Annotated in this window: 16 protein-coding genes; 6 read left to right on the top strand and 10 right to left on the bottom strand. The window is 69.3% G+C overall.

Features of this window, described 5'->3' with window-relative positions; translation table 11 throughout:
* Nucleotides 1-138: 138 nt before the first annotated feature.
* The gene (locus tag ACFWM2_RS39170; protein ID WP_383290814.1) at nucleotides 139-771 is read right to left on the bottom strand and encodes a DUF6230 family protein; all 633 of its coding nucleotides are present in this window, start codon (nucleotides 769-771) and stop codon (nucleotides 139-141) included.
* Nucleotides 772-1,392: 621 nt separating this feature from the next.
* Nucleotides 1,393-2,382, bottom strand: coding sequence for a tetratricopeptide repeat protein (locus ACFWM2_RS39165; RefSeq protein WP_383290811.1), 990 nt, complete (start codon nucleotides 2,380-2,382; stop codon nucleotides 1,393-1,395).
* A gap of 291 nt (nucleotides 2,383-2,673) precedes the next feature.
* Here ACFWM2_RS39165 and ACFWM2_RS39160 point away from each other — a divergent pair, with 291 nt between their 5' ends.
* On the top strand, nucleotides 2,674-3,300 hold the full coding sequence (locus ACFWM2_RS39160; protein WP_383290808.1) for a TetR/AcrR family transcriptional regulator: 627 nt from the start codon (nucleotides 2,674-2,676) through the stop codon (nucleotides 3,298-3,300).
* A 143-nt stretch (nucleotides 3,301-3,443) separates the two neighbouring features.
* On the opposite strand, the gene ACFWM2_RS39155 is transcribed toward ACFWM2_RS39160, so the two are convergent.
* The 4 genes from ACFWM2_RS39155 to ACFWM2_RS39140 form a co-directional block, all read right to left on the bottom strand.
* Nucleotides 3,444-5,144, bottom strand: a complete 1,701-nt coding sequence (locus tag ACFWM2_RS39155) for a methylmalonyl-CoA mutase (RefSeq protein WP_383290805.1) — start codon at nucleotides 5,142-5,144, stop codon at nucleotides 3,444-3,446.
* A 73-nt stretch (nucleotides 5,145-5,217) separates the two neighbouring features.
* Nucleotides 5,218-5,556 carry a DUF3817 domain-containing protein gene (locus tag ACFWM2_RS39150; protein ID WP_383290802.1) on the bottom strand — a complete coding sequence of 113 codons (339 nt, stop codon included), beginning with the start codon at nucleotides 5,554-5,556 and terminating at the stop codon, nucleotides 5,218-5,220.
* Between the two features lie 156 nt (nucleotides 5,557-5,712).
* Nucleotides 5,713-6,222 (bottom strand): MarR family winged helix-turn-helix transcriptional regulator, encoded by a 510-nt coding sequence (locus ACFWM2_RS39145; protein ID WP_383290799.1) that lies wholly within the window; start codon nucleotides 6,220-6,222, stop codon nucleotides 5,713-5,715.
* A gap of 67 nt (nucleotides 6,223-6,289) precedes the next feature.
* Nucleotides 6,290-7,750, bottom strand: coding sequence for an MFS transporter (locus tag ACFWM2_RS39140; protein ID WP_383290796.1), 1,461 nt, complete (start codon nucleotides 7,748-7,750; stop codon nucleotides 6,290-6,292).
* A gap of 129 nt (nucleotides 7,751-7,879) precedes the next feature.
* Here ACFWM2_RS39140 and ACFWM2_RS39135 point away from each other — a divergent pair, with 129 nt between their 5' ends.
* Together ACFWM2_RS39135 and ACFWM2_RS39130 are read left to right on the top strand one after the other, a co-directional pair.
* A complete protein-coding gene (locus ACFWM2_RS39135) occupies nucleotides 7,880-8,863 on the top strand; it encodes a DUF5937 family protein (RefSeq protein WP_383290793.1) in 984 nt (327 codons plus the stop codon).
* A gap of 180 nt (nucleotides 8,864-9,043) precedes the next feature.
* Nucleotides 9,044-10,039, top strand: a complete 996-nt coding sequence (locus ACFWM2_RS39130; protein WP_383290790.1) for a glycoside hydrolase family 6 protein — start codon at nucleotides 9,044-9,046, stop codon at nucleotides 10,037-10,039.
* Between the two features lie 57 nt (nucleotides 10,040-10,096).
* Here the strand turns inward: ACFWM2_RS39130 and ACFWM2_RS39125 are convergent, their stop codons facing one another.
* From ACFWM2_RS39125 to ACFWM2_RS39110, 4 genes are all read right to left on the bottom strand, one after another.
* Complete coding sequence (locus ACFWM2_RS39125; RefSeq protein WP_383290787.1) at nucleotides 10,097-12,052, bottom strand: galactose oxidase-like domain-containing protein; 1,956 nt, start codon at nucleotides 12,050-12,052, stop codon at nucleotides 10,097-10,099.
* Between the two features lie 3 nt (nucleotides 12,053-12,055).
* Nucleotides 12,056-13,840: a glycosyltransferase family 2 protein gene (locus ACFWM2_RS39120; RefSeq protein WP_383290784.1), complete on the bottom strand. Its 1,785-nt coding sequence runs from the start codon at nucleotides 13,838-13,840 to the stop codon at nucleotides 12,056-12,058.
* Nucleotides 13,841-14,013: 173 nt separating this feature from the next.
* Nucleotides 14,014-14,307, bottom strand: coding sequence for an MTH1187 family thiamine-binding protein (locus ACFWM2_RS39115; RefSeq protein WP_383290781.1), 294 nt, complete (start codon nucleotides 14,305-14,307; stop codon nucleotides 14,014-14,016).
* Complete coding sequence (locus ACFWM2_RS39110; protein WP_383290778.1) at nucleotides 14,304-14,651, bottom strand: DUF3817 domain-containing protein; 348 nt, start codon at nucleotides 14,649-14,651, stop codon at nucleotides 14,304-14,306. Before ACFWM2_RS39110 ends, ACFWM2_RS39115 begins: the two co-directional genes overlap by 4 nt.
* A gap of 183 nt (nucleotides 14,652-14,834) precedes the next feature.
* Here ACFWM2_RS39110 and ACFWM2_RS39105 point away from each other — a divergent pair, with 183 nt between their 5' ends.
* The 3 genes from ACFWM2_RS39105 to ACFWM2_RS39095 are packed head-to-tail and all read left to right on the top strand — an operon-like array spanning nucleotide 14,835 to nucleotide 16,913.
* Entirely contained in the window at nucleotides 14,835-15,467 is a 633-nt protein-coding gene (locus tag ACFWM2_RS39105; RefSeq protein ID WP_383290887.1) for an AIM24 family protein, read from the top strand.
* A gap of 1 nt (nucleotide 15,468) precedes the next feature.
* Nucleotides 15,469-16,119, top strand: coding sequence for an AIM24 family protein (locus tag ACFWM2_RS39100; RefSeq protein ID WP_383290775.1), 651 nt, complete (start codon nucleotides 15,469-15,471; stop codon nucleotides 16,117-16,119).
* Complete coding sequence (locus tag ACFWM2_RS39095) at nucleotides 16,116-16,913, top strand: AIM24 family protein (protein ID WP_383290772.1); 798 nt, start codon at nucleotides 16,116-16,118, stop codon at nucleotides 16,911-16,913. The genes ACFWM2_RS39100 and ACFWM2_RS39095 overlap by 4 nt, the downstream gene beginning before the upstream one ends.
* The last annotated feature ends 67 nt before the right edge of the window (nucleotides 16,914-16,980 follow it).

Here is a 16,980-nt window from a genome sequence, read left to right as displayed (position 1 = left end):
GTGTCCGAGGGTAGTAGGGGCTGAGGAGCTAATGGAAAACGGCTCGTGGGAAGGGTTTTGGGGGGGAGAGGCGTGCACGAGGAGCGGGGGGGGGGCGGGCGGGTCAGCCGCAGGCTTTCCCGCCCGCCCCCGGAGTGCCTAGTAGCACTCCTTGACACCCTTGGACACCGACATCTTCAGGCCGCTGAGCTTGAAGGTGCCGGCCGTGGTCGCCCACGCCGTCTGCTTCACGTCGGTCAGCTTGGCCGAGTCGGCCTGCTGGGCGAACCCGTAGGGGTTCGCCTGATCGCCCTTGGAGATGCCGGGACCCTTGTTGGCGTCCTTGGCGGCGACGCCGATGTCAATGTTGTAGAACGTCGCATTGGCCTCGAGGTCCTCGACATCGATGTAGAGGTTCTCCGCCTGGACCGGCGTACCGCCGCCGCCCGCCTTCAGCGTGAGGCTGACGGAACCGAGCAGCGGAATGTCCGGGGTGACCACGGACTGGCACATGTCCGTGATCGACGCGGACTTGAACGCGGACACCGCAACCGGGTGAGCCGTCTTCTTACCGTCGAGGGTGTACCCCGAGTCAATGGCTCCGTACTGCGAGAAGCCGGTGCCGTTGAGCTCCTTCGCCGTCACCTTGAACGACTGACCCGACACACTGAACGACGCGGCGAGAGCGCCCTGCGCGAGGGCGACACCTATCGCAGCCGTGGCGGCCACGCTGGGCACCATCACGACGGCGAACCGCTTCCATCTGGTCCCGCCACGCACCTGGGACTCCATATTTCCTCCTTCTCGGACGTACATCTCCTGGCCCTGACTGCCCCAATGACGGCGGCTCAGCCGGGCAGGGATGGGAGAAGTGCTACGTCCTCGGGAAGGAGAGCGCCCGATCTCGGAGGCACGAACCGCGCCCGAATCACCGGCGATCACCCCCGAGCGACAACCACTGGTCGCGCCTGACACGCATCACGCACAACCTGCTGGACAGGCTCCACCGAAGGCGGAGACCCCCCTGTCCAAGAACCGGCGTCATTGCCGCCGGCCCTACTCGGTGGGGACCCAGAAAAGCCGTTGACCCGATTGGTTGTCGGGGTACGGGAATGGACCGAGCGTCGCCGATCGTGGTGCATTCTCGCCGCCCGCACAAGGGGGTTCGTTACTGGCTAGTAACGACCGGATAACCGAACAACGACCCGTCGGTATCGGTCAGCAACGCAGCGTGGTGCCCACCAGGTGGCCAAAGTGCTTGATTTAAGGACGGAATCCGACAGAAGGACGCTTCGGCCTTACTCCAAGTAACAGCGGCCGCGATTACCAAGATTTGGTAAAGCGCGGCCGCATCGTCACCGTGGGAGCCAATGTTTCACTCGGGCATCACAAGTCCGAGCGTTTAGGGACTGGTCAGAACAGCGCCCGCGCCAGGGCTCGTCGTGCCGCCGTCACCCGCGGATCATCCCCGCCGACCACCTCGAAGAGCTCGAGCAGCCGCACCCGTGCGGCGTCCCGGTCGTCACCGACCGTGCGCCCCACCGTGTCGATAAGTCGTCCGAAAGCGTCCTCGACGTGACCGCCCACCAGGTCCAGGTCGGCGGCCGCGATCTGCGCCTGTACGTCGGCGGGCCTGTCGGCCGCTTCCTTGCGCACCTGCTGCGGGTCCGCCCCCTGCACCCGCTGGAGCAGCTCGGCCTGCGACAGGCCCAGCTTGGCCTCCGTGTTGCCGGGGTCGTCGCTCAGTACATTGCGGTACGCCTGTACGGCACCACCCAGATCGCCCGCGTCCAGGGCCTGTACGGCCGCTTCGAGCAGCGCGTCATAGGGGCCGACCGGGATCTCGGGGGCCTGCGGTGCACTGCCGGGCTCGGCCTCGGCCTGCGCCTCCGCGTCGACGGTCAGACCGGTGAGTCCGAAGCGCTGCTCGGCGACCTGCACGAGCTGGTCCAGCGTTCCCCGGATCTGTGCCTCGGCCGCGGCGCCCTGGAAGAGCGGCAGCGCCTGCCCGGCGACCACCGCGAAGACGGCCGGAATCCCCTGGATCCCGAACTGCTGCATCAGCATCTGATTGGCATCGACGTCGATCTTGGCCAGAATGAAGCGCCCGTTGTATTCAACCGCCAGTCGCTCCAGGACCGGGCTCAGCTGCTTGCACGGCTCGCACCACTCGGCCCAGAAGTCGATGACGACCGGTACCTCGGTGGAGCGCTGCAGGACATCGCGCTCGAAACCCGCCTCGTCTACGTCGATGACGAGGCCGGCGGGAGTCAGGGCCCCGCCTCCGCCGCCCTGCCTGGCCGCTTCGGCGCGCGCCTGCTCCGCCTTCGCCTTGGCCTCCTGGGCCGCCTTCACCGCGGCGAGGTCGACGACTCCGCTCATGGACATGTTCCGTGGCTGCATGAGTACATCCTCCCCCCTCCGCGCGCACGTGTGAAAAGCGTGGTGAAAGCCAGACACACCAAGGCCTGATGTGGTCGTTCCCCGTGGTGCTCACTGCGTGTGGTCGGCGCCGGGTCCCCACCTGGCGCCAGTGGTCGTCGCCCGCGCACATGACATGCGTACGAGCTTTCGCTACGAGTCGTAGCGTAACTGTACCGGCGGAGGGCCGGGTGCCATACCCCGGTGATCTCCCTCACGGCTTCACACAACCGCCGGATATGGTCGCCGACATGCCCGGATATGGTCGCTGACATGCAGAGCCGCACTTCCGCCTCCCGTACGGGACGTCCCCGCAGCGCCGCCGCGGACGCCGCGATCCTGGACGCGACGCGTGCCGCGCTGGTCGAACTGGGCTGGTCCAAACTGACGTTGGGGGACGTCGCGACCCGCGCCGGAGTCGCCAAGACCACCCTCTACCGACGCTGGGCGGGCAAGAACGAACTCGTCGTCGACGCGGTGGCCGTCCTCTTCGACGAACTGGTGCTCCCCGACCGCGGTTCGCTCGCCGCCGACATCGAGGGCGTGGTCCTCCAGTTCGCGGCGATCCTGGGGCGTCCGGAGGCCAAGACGGCCTTGATGGCGGTCGTCGCGGAGTCGACCCGCGACGAGCCCCTCCGCGAGCGCATCCGTACGTCGATCGTGGACCGCCAGAAGCGGCTGGTCCTGGAGGGCCGGGCCCGCGCCCAGGCGCGCGGCGAACTCCCCCCCGAGGAGGACGCCGAGTCCGCCGCGCGCACCGCGGACCTCATCTTCGACGTGGTGGCGGGAGCCGTGGTCCACCGCACCCTGGTCAGCGCGGAGCCCGCCGACGAGGACTGGGTCCGCAGCTTCACCCGAGTACTCCTACTGGGCCTGACGGGAGCCACGGGCCAGGCCTGAGCGAGCCCTGGCAACTCGTAGCCCGTCCACCGCCGAGAACGAACGCGCCACAGGACTCAGCCCGTCCGGCGATTGAGGACGAGCGCGCCGGCGCGATACGGGGGTCCGGGGGCGGAGCCCCCGGTGCCGAGCCCCGGCCGGGGTCAGAACCCAGCCGGCTCCGTGTACACCCCCCACTCGTCACGGAGGACACCGCAGATCTCCCCGAGCGTGGCCTCCGCGCGAACCGCCTCCAGCATGGGAACGATCATGTTGCCCCCATCCCGCGCGGCAGCGAGCATCGCGTCCAACGAGTCCCGCACCCGCGCCTCGTCCCGCCCCGCCTTCCGGGACCCGAGCTCACGCACCTGGTCCCGCTCCACCTCGTGGCTGACGCGCAGGATCTCCAGGTCACCCGTCACCGAGCCGTGGTGGACGTTCACGCCCACGACCCGCTTGTCGCCCTTCTCCACCGACCGCTGGTACTGGAACGCGGACTCGGCGATCTCGCCGGTGAACCAGCCGTCCTCGATGCCCCGCAGGATGCCCGAGGTGATCGGACCGATCGGGTGCTGTCCGTCGGGGTGAGCCCGCAGCCCCCGCTCCCTGATCTGCTCGAAGATCTTCTCCGCGTCGGCCTCGATCCGGTCGGTGAGCTGCTCGACGTACCAGGAACCGCCCAGCGGGTCGGCGACGTTGGCGACGCCCGTCTCCTCCATCAGCACCTGCTGCGTACGAAGGGCGATCTCCGCGGCCTGCTCGGAGGGCAGCGCCAGGGTCTCGTCCAGCGCGTTGGTGTGCAGCGAGTTGGTGCCGCCGAGCACCGCGGCCAGCGCCTCCACGGCCGTACGCACCACGTTGTTGTACGGCTGCTGCGCCGTGAGCGAGACACCCGCCGTCTGGGTGTGGAAGCGCAGCCACTGCGCCTTCTCGGACTGCGCGCCGTACACGTCCCGCATCCAGCGGGCCCAGATCCGGCGCGCGGCACGGAACTTGGCGATCTCCTCGAAGAAGTCGACGTGGGCGTCGAAGAAGAAGGAGAGGCCGGGGGCGAAGACGTCGACGTCCATGCCGCGCGAGAGGCCCAGCTCCACGTACCCGAAGCCGTCCGCGAGCGTGTACGCCAGCTCCTGCGCGGCCGTCGCCCCCGCCTCCCGGATGTGGTACCCGGAGACGGACAGCGGCTTGTACGCGGGGATCTTCGTCGCGCAGTGCTCCATCAGGTCCCCGATGAGCCGCAGGTGCGGCTCGGGCTGGAAGAGCCACTCCTTCTGCGCGATGTACTCCTTGAAGATGTCGGTCTGGAGCGTGCCGTTCAGCACCGCGGGGTCCACGCCCTGGCGCTCCGCGGCGACCAGGTACATACAGAAGACCGGCACCGCCGGCCCGCTGATCGTCATCGACGTAGTGACGTCGCCCAGCGGGATGTCCTTGAACAGAACCTCCATGTCGGCCGCGGAGTCGATGGCGACGCCGCAGTGCCCGACCTCGCCGAGCGAACGCGGGTCGTCGGAGTCGCGGCCCATCAGCGTCGGCATGTCGAAGGCGACGGACAGTCCCCCGCCGCCGTTGGCGAGGATCTTCTTGTAGCGCTCGTTCGTCTGCTCGGCGTTGCCGAATCCGGCGAACTGCCGGATGGTCCACGTACGCCCGCGGTAGCCGGTCGCGTAGAGCCCACGCGTGAACGGGTACTCGCCCGGCCAGCCGATCCGGTCGAAGCCCTCGTACGTGTCGGTGGGCCGGGGCCCGTACACCGGCTCCACGGCGTCGCCGGAGAGCGTGGTGAAGTCGGCCTCGCGCTTGCGCGAAGCGTCGTAGCGGGCCTGCCAGCGTCGGCGGCCTTCCTCGATGGCGTGAGCGTCCATACCATTGAATTTACTAGGACGTCCTAGTAAATGTCGATGGCCAACCGCCGCGAGCCGTGCCCGCGGCGGTGAATCAGGCCTTGGCGACCGCCGGAGCGTCCTCGGCGATGCTGGATTCCAGCTCGCGGCTGACCTTGCGCTCCACGAAGAAGGCGGCCGTCGGGATCGTGCCCGCGAGGAGCACCCACAGCTGCTTGCCGACCGGCCACTTCGCCTTGGAGCCCAGGTCGAAGGCGAAGACGAGATAGATGACGTAGAGCCAGCCGTGCGCGATGCCGACGACGCGCGTGAAGTCCGCGGCACCGTCCATGTCGAGCACGTACTTGGCGATCACACCGAGGGTCAGCAGGACCAGCAGCACACCGGTGACGTAGGCCATCACGCGGTAGCGGGTCAGCACGCTCTTTTTCATGGGTACGAGCGTAACGGCCGGTTTCGCACGATCTTCGGGCACCCCCGCGCCCCGGCGGAGCACCCCGCCGCCTGCCGGGAGGACCCTCTGCCGAGGGTCGTGCGAGCGCCCTGCCACAGGTCGTGCGGGGCTCCTGCCCCAGGTCGTGCGGGCGTCCTACTCCTCGTCGAAGTCGTGCGCCGCGATCCGCAGCGGCCGGAGCATCGCGAAGATCTCCGCGCACTCCTCCGCGTCGTACGCGCCGAGCCCGAAGTCCATCGCCATCAGGTCGCGGGTGGCCGCGTCGACGACCTCGCGGCCCTTGTCGGTGATGGAGGCCAGCGTGCCGCGCCCGTCGTTCGGGTTCGGGCGCTTGTCGACCAGCCCGGACCTGACCAGCCGGTCCACGGTGTTGGTGACGGAGGTCGGATGCACCATGAGCCGCTCGCCGATCTTGGACATCGTCAGCTCGCCCTCCTTGGAGAAGGTGAGCAGCACCAACGCCTCGTATCGCGCGAAGGTCAGCCCGTAGGGCTTGACGACCGCGTCGACCTCGGCGAGCAGGATCTGGTGCGCGCGCATGATCGAGGTGATCGCGCCCATGGACGGCACGGATCCCCAGCGCCGCTTCCAGAGTTCGTCGGCGCGGGCGATGGGATCGAAGGCGAGACTGAGGGGCTTCGGCACGGCAAAGACCCTACCGGCCGGTCATATCGTGGTCAGCCCCGTCTCGCCTTTCGGTCGTCGGACATCGCTACGTGGAGCTCTTCGCCCGCCGCCACCACCGCAACGAGCCGCCCCGCCCGCCCTCCGTACGGCGGGCCTCCACGGCCAGGACGACACAGCACACGGTGCCCAGCGCACCGGCGCCCGCGACGGTGGCGGCCGGTCCGACGAACTCCGCGGCGACGCCCGCCAGCGCCATCCCGACGCCCTGCAGGGTCATCAGCCCCGCGGTGTTGAGCGCCATCGCCCGCCCGCGCAGATCCTCCGGCACCGCCCGCACGAACCACTGGTCAAGGCCCAGCGTGTACGCGGACCCGGCGCCGGCGAGCAGCAGCAGGAGCAGCGACCACACCAGGCCGGGGTGCAGGAGGTACGCGAGGTACGGGAGCAGGGTCAGGCAGACGAGCGGCAGGGCGAGGCGGGTACGGGTGGCGGGCCGCAGCCGTGCGCCCGCGTACAGCTCCCCCGCGATGGTGCCGACGGGCAGCGCACACATCAGCAGCCCCAGCCCGACGGAGCCGACGCCGAGCCGGCCCGCGTAGGGGGCGGCCAGCGCTTCGGGCGCGACCGCGAACATCGGCGGCACCCAGAAGAGCAGCAGCAGGACCCGTACGCGCCGGTCGGCGAGGACCTGCCGGGCGCCCCGGAGGGAGTCCTTCACCAGGGCCGCGCCGGCGTTCGCCCGCGCGGGGCGCCGTCTGGTGCCGAGCCGCAGCAGCGCGGCGGAGGCGAGGAAGGTGACCACGGTGACGAGCAGCGCGTGGCGCGGTGACACCACGGCGAGCAGGACACCGCCGAGCCCGAACCCCACGAGCAGCGCGCTCTGCGAGACGATCCGCAGCAGCGAACGCCCGAGGACGAACAGGTCGCCGTTGCCGAGGACGTCGGCGAGGGTCGCCATCCGCGCCCCCTGGAACACGGGCGAGACGACGGCGAGCGCACAACGCATCGCCAGCAGCACGGCGATGGGCGTTCCGGGTACGACCATGACGGCCACGCATCCCGCGCACACCAGGTCGCACAGGACCAGGACCCGCCGGGCGGGGAACCGGTCCGCGACCCCCGCGAGCAGGGTCCCGCCGATCAGGTACGGCAGAAACCCCAGCGCGAACGTCAGCGCGCTCATCAGGGGCGAGCCGGTCAGGTCGTAGACGAGGACAGACAGGGAGATCTCGCTGACCACCAGGCCCAGCAGGGAGAACGCGTGGGCGGCGAAGACGGCCCGGAACTCGCGTACGGCGAAGACGCGGCCGTATCCGGTGCGCTCGCCGGACTCCTCGGCGTCCGGTTCCCCGACGCTCGGTTCGTCAGGGGTCAGTTCATCAAGGGTCGGTTCCTCAGGCGTCAGTTCCTCAGGGCCCAGTTTCTCGGGGCTCGGTTCCTCGGGGCTCGGTTCCTCAGGGCTCAGCTCATCGCGGCCCGGCGCCCTGCGGCCCCGCTTCTCGCGCGTGGGCACCGTCGTTGTGCCCTTCATTTCTCTTTCCGGCATGAGCAGCAGCGTGCAGGCGCGGGTGCCCGGACCGTAGAGTTTCGGCAAGGGCCGAATCTTCCGGCCTCCGAGCCTTCCGGTCGTCCGTTTTCCGAGTCCTCCGGCCCTTCCGAGCCTTCCGGGGGTGTAATGCCGTTCCATCTGCACTTCGGTGCCGACGACCTGCTGCGCTGCCGGTTCGCGGTGTCCCCGCTGTGGGAGACGCAGGAGGCGGTGCGCACGCTCGCCCGACCCGAGCGGCACGGCTATCACGCGCACTGGCTGCGCCGGATCCGCACGGCGGCCGCGGGGCTCGACCTCACTCCGCTGTGGCTGCTGATGCCCCGGCGCGGACACACCCCGGACTGGCTCGGCCCGCCGCCGATCGGCCCGGCCGCCGCCTTCGAGGAGGAGATCAGGGCCGTTCGCGCCGCCGACCCGGAAGCCGCCCGCGAGGACACCGCCCGGGCGCTCGCGGACACGCCCGGCGCTCTCGACTCCCCGCTGGGCCGCGCTCTCCTGGCGGACCCGGAACGCATGATCGGGGATCTGGCGGACCTCATGGAGACCGCCTGGCACACACTCGTCGAACCGGACTGGCCCCGGCTGCGCGCCCTGCTGGAGGCGGATGTGGCCTTCCATTCGCGCCGACTGGCCGAGGTCGGCCTGGGCGGGCTGCTGCCGGAACTGGACCGGCGGTTCGTGTGGAACACCGGGACGCTCACCATCGACGCCAGGGCCTCGCACGAGCGGGACCTCAGCGGTCAGGGCCTGGTCCTGATGCCGAGCGTCTTCTCCTGGCCGGACGTGGTCAGCGGCTTCGACCCACCCTGGCAGCCGGCTCTCGTCTACCCGGCCCGGGGCATCGGCGGCCTCTGGGCCGAGCCGGCCGACCGGACCCACGACGCGCTCGTACGGCTCCTGGGGCGCGGCCGGGCCGCCGTGCTCACGGCGCTCGACGACCCGACCGGCACGACGGCGCTCGCCCACCGTCTGCGCCTCGCCCCGTCCTCCGTGTCCGAGCACCTCGCCGCGCTGCGCGGCGCGGGCCTGCTCACCTCGCGCCGGTACGGGCACCAGGTGCTGTACGAGCGGACCCCGCTGGGCATGGCCCTGACGTCGGGCGAAGGCTGACGGCGTCGTCCCCACCGGCCGATCGGCCCCACCGCCCGATCGTCGCGACCGCCCGAGCATCGCGACCGCCCGAGCATCGCGGCGGTCATCCGAGCCATGTCGGTTCCCGGCCGATCAGTGCCGTTATGTCACGATTGCCGATGAATTGTCACTGATAGTCACCTCGCCCAAGGGGGCAGCATGTCCCGGCTGATCCGTACCTTCGCGGCGCTGGCGACGCTCGGGCTCGCGGCGGGCTGCTCGTCCGCGCCCGGCGTCGACGAGGCCTCCGTCGTCCGCGGCCCGTCCCAGCAAGCGAAGTCCCCGTTCTGGGTCGACCCGGCCAGTCCGGCGGTCCAGCAGAGCCAGCTGTGGCAGCGGCAGGGCCGCACCCAGGACGCCGACCTGCTGAAGCGGATCGCCGAGCAGCCCGTCGCGCAGTGGCCGGCGGGCGAGGACCCCGGCTCCATCATCAGGGCGGCGACTTCGGCGGCGACCCAGGAAGGCCGTACGGCGCTCTTCGTCGCGTACGACATCCCGCACCGCGACTGCGGTCAGCACTCGGCGGGCGGGGCGGTGGACGCCGACGCCTACCGGCAGTGGATCGGGCGGTTCGCGGAGGCGCTCGGCGACAGCAAGGCGCTCGTCGTCCTCGAACCGGACGCGGTCGCGCACATCGTGGACGGCTGCACCCCGGGCGAGTACCACGAGGAGCGCGAGCAGCTGCTGGCCGAGGCGATCGTCCGGCTGAAGCAGCAGCCCAACACCAAGGTGTACCTGGACGCGGGCAACCCCGCCTGGATCCAGGAGCCCTCGAAGCTGGTCGAGCCGCTCAGGCGCGCGGGGGTCGAGCGCGCCGACGGCTTCTCCCTGAACGTCTCCAACTTCCAGACGGACACGACGACGAAGACGTACGGCGTCCAGCTGTCGCAGCAGCTCGGCGGCAAGCACTTCGTGGTCGACACCAGCCGCAACGGCAACGGTCCGCTGCACGGCGACCGCAGCCAGGCCTGGTGCAACCCGCCCGGACGCGCCCTGGGGACCCGGCCGACGACCGAGACCGGTGAGGCCTCCCTCGACGCCTACCTGTGGATCAAACGGCCGGGCGAGTCGGACGGTCCCTGCCGGGGCGGCCCGGCGGCCGGTCAGTGGTGGCCGGACTACGCCCTGGGGCTCGCGCGCAACACCAAGGCGTAGCCGGCCGGATCCACGTGCGGTGGATCCGGCTGTCCGCCGGATCCACCCCACCGGGACCTACTTCACCTGGATCCACTTCGCCTCGGACGACGTGCCGTCCTTGTCCGTCACGAAGAGCATGTACCAGCCGGGCGGTACGAGGCCCGGGTCCCTCGGCACCTCCACCGTCACCGAGTTCCCCTCCTTGACCAGCCCCAGTTCGATGGACCGCTGCTCCACGTCCGTCGTGTGCGTGACCGCGCTGGGGCGCATCAGACGGGCCTTCACTATCCGGTCCGGGTGATCGGTGGCGAAGGTCGCGCGGTGGCGCTTGTCGAGTTCCTCGGGCCCGTCGCCGAGGACCGGGCGGTTCTTCCCGCCGCGGTGGAGGGACGGCGGGGTGAAGATCTCCATGCGCTGCTCGAAGTGGCCCAGCTTGGTGTTCTGCTGGTCGTCGAAGAGCGGGTCGGAGCCGAAGGTGGCGACCCGGCCGTCGGGCAGCAGCAGCGCCTCGGAGTGGTAGTTGCGGCCCACCCGGGGCGAGGCGGCCTCGTGGAAGGCGTTGGACCTGGGGTCGTAGAACTGCGCCTTGAGGATGTTGCTGGAGCTGCGGCCCCGGTAGTCCTCCGAGCCGTTCGTGGTGAACACCGAGTCGTCCGGCATGATCACGCTGTTCAGATACCGCGTTCCCTGGGGGAGGTTGGGGCCGTCCTTGAAGGACGGGCTGTCCTTCGTCAGGTCGACCACGGCCGTGCGCGGGGTCGACCTCTTGGACTCGCCGACCCCTCCGCCGCCCAGGATCATCACCTTCTGGTCCTGGGCCGGGGGCAGCAGCAGGGAGGCCGAGGTCTCGGTCTCCTCCGCGTCCCGCAGCCCGGGCACCTTCTCGAACTTGTTGGTCTTCAGATCCCACAGCCCGGCCTCGCGGCCCTTGTCGGCGGGCCCGTAACCGGCGTTGGACGCCGGGTAGAAGAGCTTGCCGCCCTTGGTGAGGAAGAGCGCGGGATAGGTCGGGAAGTAGCGCTTGGGGCCGGGGGTCCACTTCTTCTTCTTCGGGTCGTAGATCTCGTTGTCGCCCGGGTCGATCACCCCGACGTCGTCGAGACCGGAGACCGCGAGCACCCGGCCGTCGTCGAGACCGACGAGCGTCGGGTACCAGCGCGCCTTGGCCATCGGGTCGACCGAGATGTACTTCTCGGCCTTCGGGTCGAACTCGTAGGCCGCCCTGATCCCCTGGAAGTCCTGCTTCTCGAGGGTGATCTTCTCGGAGAGCCCGTAGGTGTTGTCGGCGTCCTTGCCGCGCAGGCCGACGATCTCGTACTGGGCCTGCTTGTCGGTGGCCGAGAGCGGGCCGTCCTCGGTGGCCTCGACGAAGACCCGGGCCTCGCTCGCGGTGACCTTGGTCTTCCAGGGCTGCATGACGCCCGCCCGGTTGTACGTGATCTGCTGAGTGCGCTTGGCCTTGGGGAGCTTGACGTCGAACTTGCTGACGTACTCGACCCCGGCCGGTGAGCGGAAGCGGGTGCCCTTCTTCAGGACCATCGCCTTCTCGGGGTTCTCGTTCTTCACCCGCATACCGCCGCCGGCCCGCTGGACCTCGGCGCCCAGCCGCTCGTAGCGGGCGGTGCCGCCCGCCACCAGGAGCCTGCCGTCGGGGAGTTGGGCGTGACCCGAGCAGAAGAAGTCGTCGGGAGTCGGGATCTTCTTGAAGGTGTCCGTCCTCGGATCCCACAGGATGGTGTCGAAGGACCCCTTGTCGAACTTCTTGATCTCGTTCCCGGAGCCCGCGACGATGAGGACCTTGCCGGTGTGCAGCAGGGCCGCGTGGATGGCGTTGGTGCGGAACTCCTTGGGGATGCCGAGCTGCGTCCAGGAGCCGTACTTCGCCTTGTACGCGGGCTGGGCGATCTTGTACTCGTAGTACTGCTTCTCGGCGAAACCGAGCGCGGCCGGGGCGTTGAGGCCCGCGAGCACGGCGATGCCTCCGATGCCCAGGACGGTCTTCTTGGTCTTCTGCGAGGGCTGGTAGGCCATGGCCTAGTTGCCTCCTGTCGTGGAACCGGAGACCGAGGTCGGGGTGCCGCCGGTGGCGAGCGCGGGCTCCTTGGCGTCGGTGAGCCGCGCGGTCGAGCGCCGCGTCGCGACGGCCCTGCGGTCCTTGAACTGGGTGGACAGCCACACCCCGACCGGGGCCAGGGAGATCGCCATGGCGAGGACGGCCCAGGTGCGCATGGCCGCGTGGGTGTGGTCCAGGACGAACGACGCGACCAGCGAGACGCCGAGGAGCGTCGCCCAGAACAGATGGATACGGAAGGTCAGCGGCCGGTCGGGGCTGGCGTCGCCGCCCTTCGGGGTGACCACGAACCGGCAGGGCCGGCGGACCAGGGCGGACCCCAGCGACTTCAGGTAGATGGGGGCCGACAGAGCCGACATCGCCATGCCCGCGAGGCCGCCGGATCCCTCCGGTTCGTGCGGGGAGACGTTGTGCCGCCGGTTCCAGAGGTACAGCCCGATCTGCAGGGCCGCGGCATCGCTGTACAGCATCAGCCAGACGGACGCGGCGACCTGGGTCCCGGACGCCCCGAACCAGAGGAACAGGACACAACTGAGGATGCCCAGCAGCCAGTTGACGGCCGTCATCGGGTAGTAGACGAGCATCATCGTGTACGAGAAGAGGCGGCCGGGAGGCATCGTGAACGGCGCCTTCCAGTACTGCTTGAACAGCGTCTCGTACGTACCGCGCGACCAGCGCATCTGCTGGGTGAAGAAGTCCGTCCAGGAGGCGGGGCCCTCCCCCACGGCGAGCACGTCGGGGGTGTAGACGGACCGCCAGTGGCCGCCGGTCTTCGGGTTCTTGTGCCGGTGCAGCTCGAATCCGGTGGCCATGTCCTCGGTGATCGAGTCGTACAGGCCGCCGACCTGTTTCACGGCCGCGATGCGTACGACGTTGTTCGTGCCGACGAACATGGGGGCGCGGTAGCGGTTGCCGGCGCGCTGGATCAGCGCGTGGAAGAGGAACTGCTGGGACTCGGCGGCCTTGGTGACGGGGCTGTCGTAGTTGCCGTAGACCTGCGGTCCGACGACGAACGCCACGTCCGGGTCCCGGAAGTAACCCATCATCCGTTCCAGGAAGTTGGGCAGCGGGACGTGGTCGGTGTCCACGGAGGCGAAGAAGTCGTACTCGTCGCCGTGCATCGCGATCCAGGCGTTGTAGTTGCCGTGCTTGGTCCGCGCCTTGTGGACGCCCTTCTCGCGGTTCCACTCGGGCACGCCGTGCCGGGTGAAGTGCCGTACGCCGAGTTCGGTGCAGAGCGCCTTGGCCTGCTCGTCGTCGCCCTCGTCGAGGAGCCAGACGTCGAGCGGTCCGGTGTGGGTGATCTCGACCGCGCCCTCGAGCGTGGCGCGCACCATCGAGAGGGGTTCCTTGCCGGGCACGAACGTGGTCAGGAACGCGACGCGGGTGCCGGCCGCGGGGGTCACCGGGACGGGGTCACGGGCCACCATCGTCGCGTGGGCGATGGATGCCACGTTGACGACCATGAACAGTTCGATCAGACCGATGGATATGAGCATCGTGGTGTCGAGGCCGACGAGCCAGCGGGCGCCGCCCTCGCGTTCCACCCAGTGGGTCGGCCACACCAGGTAGACGAGGAGTGCGCAGGTGAGAAGGGGCGCGAGGGTCATCAGCAGGGTCGCGCGTATTCGGTGCGGCTCTCGTGAGAGGAGCTTGGTGTACTGCACCCGGTAGGCCTTGACGGACGGCTGCGTCAGCGGTCCGGCGAGTCGGCTGTAGGTGTCGTAGTCGTAGCCCTCGGGCCGCACAGCGCCCTCCAGTGATTGAACCGGTCCGGTGATGGAACAAGCCGATACCCATACACAAGTGGAGATTTGGTGGCGTGTCGAACTGGGCGCGTCCGAAGGGGTAATCGGCCCCCACCGGACCGGACACAGCAAAACCCCGGCCCAGAGGGACCGGGGTTCGCGTGGATGAGGGTCTACGCGGACAGGTGGCGTTCCACCGTCTCCACCTTGGAGGTCAGACCGTCCGTCACACCGGGACGGATGTCGGCCTTGAGGACGAGCGACACCCGCGGCACCCGCTCCTCGACCACGGCGACGGCACGCTTGACGACCGCCATGACCTCGTCCCACTCACCTTCGATCGAGGTGAACATCGCGTCGGTGCGGTGGGGCAGCCCCGACTCGCGTACGACCCGGACGGCGTCGGCGACGTACTCCCCCACGTCCTCGCCGACACCGAGCGGCGTCACGGAGAAGGCAACGATCATGACGTCTCCACCACGCCCTCGCGGCGGGCGCGGGAGGCGATCAGCGCGTCCTCGGACTCGCGGCGCAGCTTGCGCTCGGCGAAGAAGCCGCCGGTGGGCAGCACGGAGAGGACGAAGTAGAGGGCCGCGGTCTTCCGCGGCCACTTGGTGCGGTTCCAGGCGTCCGCCCAGAAGAGCACGTACAGGATGAAGAGGACGGCGTGGATCACACCCATGACGGGTACCGCGTTGAACTCCGTGGTCCGCTTCAGCACCGAGCAGACGAGGAGGATCAGGAAGGAGATGGCCTCGGGGGCGGAGACCAGGCGCAGGCGGCGGAGGGATGTGGCGGTCTTTATGTCCACGGGTCACCTTCGGTGGGAGATTCGCTTCGGCGGGAACGCCGCTTTGTGAACGCAAGCACAAGCGTCCCGGCCATTGTGGCATCCGGGGCCCGCCGGATACCCCCTAGGGGTCCGCTCAGGGTCGGGATCCACCCGTGGGCCCTGTTGGCGGCGGCACCCGGCGGCTACCTTCACAGCGTGGCAATGTTCCGACTCCAAGGCAGCAAGGTGCTGGCCGTGGACGTGACCGGCGACGCCGTGAAGGCGAAGAACGGCTCGATGGTCGCGTACGACGGGCAGATGGCCTTCAAGAAGCTCAGCGGCGGCGGCGAGGGTGTCCGGGGCATGGTCACCCGGCGCCTCACCGGCGAGCAGATGACCATGATGGAGGTGAGAGGCCAGGGGACCTGCTGGTTCGCCGACCGGGCCTCCGAGATCAACCTCGTCAGTCTCCAGGGGGACAAGCTGTACGTCGAGTCGAGCAATCTGCTCGCGACGGACGCGGGGCTGCGCACGGGCACGTCCTTCACCGGACTCCGCGGCGCCTCCCAGGGCAATGGACTGTTCACGACCACCGTCGAGGGCCACGGCCAGGCGGCGATCATGTCCGACGGCCCGGCGGTGGTGCTGCGCGTCAGCTCCCAGTACCCGCTGACCGTCGACCCGGGCGCGTACATCGCCCACCAGGGCAACGTCCGGCAGTCCTTCCAGTCCGGTGTGACGTTCCGCACGTTCATGGGCGAGGGCGGCGGCGAGGCCTTCCAGATCCGCTTCGAGGGCGACGGACTGGTCTACGTCCAGCCCAGTGAGCGCAACACGATCGCCGGGGATGTGTGACATGCCCTTCCGTGAGATCAACTCGAAGATGATCGAGGCGACCGTCGGCCCGGGCCAGCGGTTGTTCAGTCAGCGCGGCGCGATGCTCGCATACAAGGGCGAGGTCTCCTTCACCCCCAACATCCAGGGCGGCCAGGGGGGTGTGATGTCGATGCTCGGCCGTCGGCTGGCCAACGAGGCCACGCCCCTGATGACCGTCGAGGGCTCCGGCACCGTGTTCTTCGGGCACGGCGGCCACCACATCGAGGTCATCAACCTCACCGGGGACACCCTGTACGTGGAGGCGGACCGCCTGCTCGCCTTCGACGGCACCCTCCAGCAGGGCACGATGTTCATGGGCGCGCAGGGCGGGGTCATGGGCATGGTGCGCGGCCAGGTGACGGGCCAGGGCCTGTTCACGACGACCCTGAAGGGTCAGGGCGCGGTCGCGGTCATGGCGCACGGCGGTGTGATCGAGGTCCCGATCACCCCGCAGCGTCCGGTCCACGTCGACCCGCAGGCGTACGTGGCGCACCACGGCGACGTACGCAACAAGCTGTCCACGGCGCTCGGTTGGCGCGACATGGTGGGCCGCGGCTCGGGCGAGGCGTTCCAGCTGGAGCTGAGCGGCAGCGGTGCGGTGTACGTCCAGGCCTCGGAGGAGAAGCTGTGAGCGCGTACGGGGCCGCCGGCCCGGTCATCCTCGACCCGACGACCCTGCCGGTCGACGACAACGTGAACAAGTACACCTTCTGCGTGGAGCTCAAAGGGAGCCAGTGGTTCCTGCAGAAGGGCAAGATGATCGCCTACTACGGCTCGATGGAGTTCAACGGCATCGGGTACGGCCGTCTCGACCGTCTGGTGCGTACGTCGTTCCATTCGCCTCTGCACGCGAGCGACTGGGTGGTGGCCGAGGGCTCGGGCAAGATGCTCCTCGCTGACCGGGCCTTCGATGTGAATTCGTACGACCTGGACGAAGGCAATCTGACCATTCGCTCGGGCAACCTGCTCGCTTTTCAGCCAACTCTCTCGCTCAAGCAGTCGATCGTCCCGGGCTTCCTGACACTGATCGGAACGGGCAAGTTCGTAGCCGCGTCGAGCGGCCCGGTGGTGTTCATGGAACCGCCGATCCGGGTGGACCCCCAGGCGCTGGTCGGCTGGGCCGACTGCCCCTCTCCCTGCCATCACTACGACCACGGGTACATGACGGGCGTCATGGGCGGTCTACGTGCGATGACAGGCATCGGCGGGGCCTCCGGGGAGGAGCACCAGTTCGAGTTCGTGGGGGCCGGCACGGTGCTGCTCCAGTCGTCGGAGGCCCTGATGCCGGAGCAGGCCACGGGAGCGGTCCCGCAGCAGGCCGGCGTCCCGGGCGGCGGCGGGGTCGCCGGTCAGCACGGGCAGCAGGCCGGCGTACCGCGCCTTCCCGGACAGCTGGGGGACCTCCAGCGTCGCTTCGGGCTGTGAGCGGTAGTCTGCGGAGTGTGACGTCGAACGCGTGCGCGTAGTCACACAACCCTCACTAGTTCGCCTT

This window comes from Streptomyces sp. NPDC058371 (assembly GCF_042723265.1).
Taxonomy (GTDB): Bacteria; Actinomycetota; Actinomycetes; order Streptomycetales; family Streptomycetaceae; genus Streptomyces.
The sequence above is the reverse complement of the archived record's forward strand: the minus strand, read 5'-3'. Positions and strand labels throughout refer to the sequence as shown.

Bases quoted from the DNA above. Each gene is read 5' to 3' on its own strand.
- ACFWM2_RS39170 (WP_383290814.1), bottom strand. From the start codon at position 771: ATGGAGTCCCAGGTGCGTGGCGGGACCAGATGGAAGCGGTTCGCCGTC.
- ACFWM2_RS39165 (WP_383290811.1), bottom strand. From the start codon at position 2,382: ATGCAGCCACGGAACATGTCCATGAGCGGAGTCGTCGACCTCGCCGCG.
- ACFWM2_RS39160 (WP_383290808.1), top strand. From the start codon at position 2,674: ATGCAGAGCCGCACTTCCGCCTCCCGTACGGGACGTCCCCGCAGCGCC.
- ACFWM2_RS39155 (WP_383290805.1), bottom strand. From the start codon at position 5,144: ATGGACGCTCACGCCATCGAGGAAGGCCGCCGACGCTGGCAGGCCCGC.
- ACFWM2_RS39150 (WP_383290802.1), bottom strand. From the start codon at position 5,556: ATGAAAAAGAGCGTGCTGACCCGCTACCGCGTGATGGCCTACGTCACC.
- ACFWM2_RS39140 (WP_383290796.1), bottom strand. From the start codon at position 7,750: ATGCCGGAAAGAGAAATGAAGGGCACAACGACGGTGCCCACGCGCGAG.
- ACFWM2_RS39135 (WP_383290793.1), top strand. From the start codon at position 7,880: ATGCCGTTCCATCTGCACTTCGGTGCCGACGACCTGCTGCGCTGCCGG.
- ACFWM2_RS39130 (WP_383290790.1), top strand. From the start codon at position 9,044: ATGTCCCGGCTGATCCGTACCTTCGCGGCGCTGGCGACGCTCGGGCTC.
- ACFWM2_RS39125 (WP_383290787.1), bottom strand. From the start codon at position 12,052: ATGGCCTACCAGCCCTCGCAGAAGACCAAGAAGACCGTCCTGGGCATC.
- ACFWM2_RS39115 (WP_383290781.1), bottom strand. From the start codon at position 14,307: ATGATCGTTGCCTTCTCCGTGACGCCGCTCGGTGTCGGCGAGGACGTG.
- ACFWM2_RS39105 (WP_383290887.1), top strand. From the start codon at position 14,835: ATGTTCCGACTCCAAGGCAGCAAGGTGCTGGCCGTGGACGTGACCGGC.
- ACFWM2_RS39100 (WP_383290775.1), top strand. From the start codon at position 15,469: ATGCCCTTCCGTGAGATCAACTCGAAGATGATCGAGGCGACCGTCGGC.